Raw genomic sequence first — 5,151 nt, forward strand, 5'->3', positions numbered from 1 at the left:
ACACAAAAAAGATTAATTGTTAAATGAGTTTCTAATTTCAGTTATAAAAATATAGTTATATTGTTAAACTATCGTACCTTGATGGTCTTCTGTAACTGCTAAACTAAAGTGAACAGTTTACGGCAAATAATATTGAATACTTATTTACTATTAAAGAACCCCAGCTTTTGATAGATTTTTAGCTTCTATGATTAGACAGGAGGATTTGAAAGGTGGATAAGTTTGTTTGAAATATATAACGATTTACTTGATACTTATGATCACCTTATAAACAAAAGAGGGTTGCCGTTAAAAGATGTGGATGACATGGTTATTCACTTTTACTATGAGCTGTTAAACCACTCAGTAACAAAGGTAAAGGAAATGTCAAAGGAAAAAGAAATAGGTTATATGATAGTCCGAGTCAGAATGGATGGAGCGAATTTTGATAAAGGGCAAAAGAACCTTTTAGGTAAAATGTCTCTTTTAAAAAGTGAAATGAAGGCTTCCAAATCTTAGTTCGGTAAATATAGGAATTGGGTGGATGCTCTGAAAGATTAACAAGTAATTTTAGGCAAGCAATATGCTACACAAGGTCACAGGTTCAAGTTTTAAACAAAAAGTATGATGAATTAGCGTAGGCACACGGTGCTGAAAGTGAAGCTGCTCTAAAAGCAGGATCTAACTTGAACCGAGCAACTGCTTATGAATACTTCAGCTTGGACAGCAGGAGGCGTATACCGGAGCACAGGAATAGCAGACCAATCTATTCAAATCGAAAAAACTGATTTTGCTAAGAAAAACATACTGACAGTTAACATATTCGATAAAACAAAAGTAAATACCGGTAAGTTAGTGAATTATACGACTGGAGTTTGGGCAGATTAAGGTACTTATTCCACAATAGATTATATACATGTAACAGAGTGTTCGACATATACGTATTTATATAATGGATACGTCAACTACTACGACACTAATAAAGTATGGAAAAGCGGTGTAAGTGGTTCAAAACCATTTACAGTCCCTACCGGGCAAAATATCCTTATGCACTAGTTACCACAAACACAGCAGATATTAATACTGAAATGGTTATTGAAGGTTCCACAACCCCCTCCCCTTATGTTCTTTACAATGAAGGGTATTCTTTTACAAAGCCATCAGTTAGTTGGGCTAAAGTGAACGTATTAGGCGATATTATCGCAGGTTTGAATGCTACAAAACCATATACGACTGTCATATCTGAAGGAGCAGGTGTAACAACTATACAGAGTTAGTGGTTCGAGAATTACAAGTGCTGCTGATAAAACTGACAGCATGGCTCAACGGTTTAGCACAATGGCTGCTGATGCGGATATAATTACGGTTTTCGGTGGAACTCATGACTTCGGAAACTCAATGCCGATTGGAGTGGGGGGATACTGCAGACACTACATTGGTGCCCTGAGAGTAATGATTGAGGGGTTGTTAACGAAATATCCGGGGAAACATATTGGTTTTATTATTCCTGTACCCAGACAAGGACAAACGAGTCCAGCTAGTGGGTTAAAACATATATCAACGCTATTAAAGATGTGTGTGATAGGTACAGCGTGCCAACCTTAAACCTTTATACAGGAAGTGGTCTATCGCCAGATTCCCAAGCGAGTAGGGATGCGGCGATATCTGACGGGCTACATCCCAACGATGCGGGCCATTTGATAATCTCGAAAATCCAAGCTTTCTTGCAAAGAATTTAATAAGACGTCCTCACCGGCATCTTTTTCTATGTCTAACGGTCGCAATAAAACCTATAGGCTACGAGGCCTTAAAACGCGGGAGGTAACGCATGATCGAAGAGTTATCTTTAACCACTTATTGCCCACTTGATGGGACAGATGATACAGACGGCTTAGAACGAGCGTATACAGACGCAAAAGCACAAAACAAAGGACTATACTTAGGTAATGGGAAAACACTAAGGGTAACTAGGAATGTAACTTTACACGGTGTTAACCTCGATTTTAGAGGAACAGTTAGTGTTGATTTCAATGGTACTGGAATTACAATTGGTGGAGTAAAAGTAAAACAATACATTCGACAAGCAAATTCAAGCTCAGGAAGAATTACTTTACGGGTTATAGGAGGAGTTCAATCTTATTTCGAATTAGGAGAATGCTCATATTTACAACTTTACGCTGACAGCGACAGTTCTTATCAATATGCAAAATGTACTGCCTATTCCACTTTTGAACTAGGAGTTGTCCCGACATTAGAGATAGCTACTAATCCGACACCGACTAATCCGAATTTAGGACAATGGATAAACGAAAACAGATTTAGAGGCGGGGCGTTCAGGACACTTACCATTGGTGGAACATACCCGCATGATAATAATGTTTTTGATTGCCCAACTTTTGAAAATGCAACTCTTAACTTTAATAAAGGACTTAACAATAAATTTACTAATTGTCGTTTTGAAGGAGTAAATACTATAAACTTCGCAGAAGGAACAAGAGACAACGTGATAGAAAAGTTATATTCAGAAACGGAACGTGCTGTTTTTTCAAGTAGTCCTAACATAATCGTCAATGACTCCGGACTTAGTAATATTGTTGTGCGTGACCAGTGGAAACACTACAAGTTAGATGAATTATTCAGTTTAAGCGCTAGAAACGCAATTTTTAACGATCAGGCTGATGTCGAAGGGTATAAGGGCGGGGTTCAGGCGGGACTCCATAAATTAAAAATAACTTCTCCTTTTAAAACGGTATATAAGTCACCTATAATTCCGTTACCTACGAACGGAAATATGGGTATTTCTTTAGATAGCGATGTCGCAGCTTGGAGCGTGCGTATTTTTGTGTATGATGCCAACTTAAATCCAATAAAGGTAGAACCGACTGTACCATACTTAAGTCGTAATGATTTAACTTTTGGTTTTTATTCCAAAACTGGAAGTTACAATTCATCTGCTTTATTAAATCAAGTAGAAGGAGTTCTCGTAAATACTGACGGATTATTAAAATACTTCCAAATTATTGTAGAACCAGGAAACGCAACCGCAAATATGACATTTGAAAGGGTTTCTCTTTTCCTACAATACCTAAAGCACAACCGAAACATTCCTTTTAATACAGGCAAAAAGGAATTTCGTCCAATTGTGTCAAGTGCAATCACAAAAGGTTTTGGACGCTTGGGTGACATTGTTCCATTGACAACAGGCGGTTACTACCAAAACACGTATAGTACAAATACCGTGATGGTTGCTTCTGCTTTGGCTTCTGCTACCCATATTTATGTTAAAGGTGAAAATATAGGGAACACAGGGACAGTTTCATCAGGAAGTACAACAACGAATGTCATTTTAAGTAATGGCGGAGCTACAGACGGAAAACACAACAATTCTGCTATCGCAATCAATAATGAAACGAGATATATAACAAATTACGTTGCAGCAACTAAAACAGCTACTTTAAACGCACCACTTTCAATCACTCCTTCTGCCGGGAATGCTTACACAATGTATTTCCACTCATTAGCGATAGGAGATATAATCGGGGTGCTATTAGACGATTTAACAACTCACTGGACCACGGTTCAATCGTTTAGTGCCGGAAAAGTTACATTAACAAATGCCCTGCCTTCTATTTCAGGATTAGAAAAACGTGTTGTTGGAAATCGTTGGGTACTGAAACTTGAGTAAAACACTAAAAACATAACAACCTGTAAATTAAAATACAAAAATTAAGGCATCCTTCGGGGTGTCTATTTTATTGGTGGAAAACAATTATGACAACAACTACAAGTATTACTTTAAAAATTAAAGGCGAAAATGGTGATACTACAAGTAAACAACAGGATATCGATTCTATGAATGGGTTCCAATAGGATTTATGAAAGTAGTAAACAGCATCATTAAAGAGCCTCGTGAAGACGATTCCTTATAAGGGTTATTTGCTTCAACATTTCGTAATTCAGATATTCGTGATGTGGATCTTGCACAAGTGAATTCTGAATTTATTACAAACGGCGTGAATTCATACAAAACGTTAATGCCGAAATTACCTAACAGTGCATTCGAATTGCTATCTGTTTTAAGTGGTTTTGATCTAAATGGATTAAAAGGACAAAAATTCGATGACGTACTTAATATTTACGATGCAATTCTAGAAAGAAATGATATCGATCAATTAATCAACCGTGTAAAAAAGTCTTTCGTACTGACTCATGGGAAAATGAAGTTCTTGAACCTGATCATGAAGGCAACAGGAACACCAGCGACGCCAATTCCAGGGACGTAACATTATTTGAAACCTTAGTGTTTGCTCTTTATAATCGTATAGGAGGGTGTACAGAAGTATTAAAAGCTCCAGAAATGGTATTTGTTGCGTGAAGAGAACGAGGCAAAGGCTCAAAAAGAAGACATGGACAAATACATTTCGTTCTTAGCAGCTGTTAATTCTCATCCGGAAGCAGTTTCAAAGACTAGGAATAATTTCATAAAACTCATTGAAACTAAAATGAAAAATAACTCAGATAACAATCCGGTTCCTAACTTCGAGACAGATATAGACCTCCTTTAGAAGCTAAAAAATCAACAGAGGGGAGGGAAAGCATATTTGACAACTGTAAGGGAATTACAAACGAGATTCACTGCACAGTTAGACAGCCTTAGAACATCAATTTGGACCGCAATCAGTGATTTCGGAATATTCGGAACGCGGTGTGACATAACCAAAGTGATTAAGGCTAATCTTTAAATTAGCCTTAAAATTATTCCAGAATTATTGATTCATTTTGTTAACTGGCACGAAAGTTATACGATATGTTTAAAAGAGAAAGGAAGATTCTACTTTCTCATAAAGGAAAAATTCCCATACTCTTCTTTCATTTTAATAAGGTCACGTTCGGCTAAGTCGTTAATAATCTGTTTAACAAAGTCACGATTTAATTTCCTGAATATTTTTTTGTATATGGCACCTGATAAATCTTCTTCGGAATACCACTTGTTAAATTGAAATTCTGAATTAATTAGATTCATAAGTTGAGGAATGTTTCTGGGATCGAAATCACTCCTTATGGTCTGATTTTTAAGTTCTTCATATTTTTCTGCGAATTGTTCATTTTGCTTTTGCTTTTCAATTGTATTTCTCCATTCTTTAAATGCAAGAATTAAGTACACTATAAGTG

General features: G+C 36.6%; 6 protein-coding genes. 5 read left to right on the forward strand and 1 reads right to left on the reverse strand.

What is annotated here, in order from left to right:
- Window positions 1-222 precede the first annotated feature (222 nt).
- From ACFWE9_RS25830 to ACFWE9_RS25850, 5 genes are all read left to right on the forward strand, one after another.
- Window positions 223-498, forward strand: a complete 276-nt coding sequence (locus ACFWE9_RS25830) for a hypothetical protein (protein WP_377359504.1) — start codon at window positions 223-225, stop codon at window positions 496-498.
- 186 nt (window positions 499-684) lie between these two features.
- Window positions 685-867, forward strand: coding sequence for a hypothetical protein (locus ACFWE9_RS25835; RefSeq protein ID WP_377359506.1), 183 nt, complete (start codon window positions 685-687; stop codon window positions 865-867).
- Window positions 868-965: 98 nt separating this feature from the next.
- On the forward strand, window positions 966-1,256 hold the full coding sequence (locus ACFWE9_RS25840; RefSeq protein ID WP_377359508.1) for a hypothetical protein: 291 nt from the start codon (window positions 966-968) through the stop codon (window positions 1,254-1,256).
- A gap of 551 nt (window positions 1,257-1,807) precedes the next feature.
- Window positions 1,808-3,664, forward strand: a complete 1,857-nt coding sequence (locus ACFWE9_RS25845; protein ID WP_377359510.1) for a hypothetical protein — start codon at window positions 1,808-1,810, stop codon at window positions 3,662-3,664.
- Between the two features lie 301 nt (window positions 3,665-3,965).
- Window positions 3,966-4,262, forward strand: coding sequence for a hypothetical protein (locus ACFWE9_RS25850; protein WP_377359512.1), 297 nt, complete (start codon window positions 3,966-3,968; stop codon window positions 4,260-4,262).
- Window positions 4,263-4,810: 548 nt separating this feature from the next.
- Here the strand turns inward: ACFWE9_RS25850 and ACFWE9_RS25855 are convergent.
- On the reverse strand, window positions 4,811-5,151 hold a 341-nt coding region (locus tag ACFWE9_RS25855), incomplete at its 5' end, for a hypothetical protein (RefSeq protein WP_377359514.1).

It is taken from the genome of Peribacillus sp. NPDC060253 (assembly GCF_042727425.1).
Taxonomy (GTDB): Bacteria; Bacillota; Bacilli; order Bacillales; family DSM-1321; genus Peribacillus.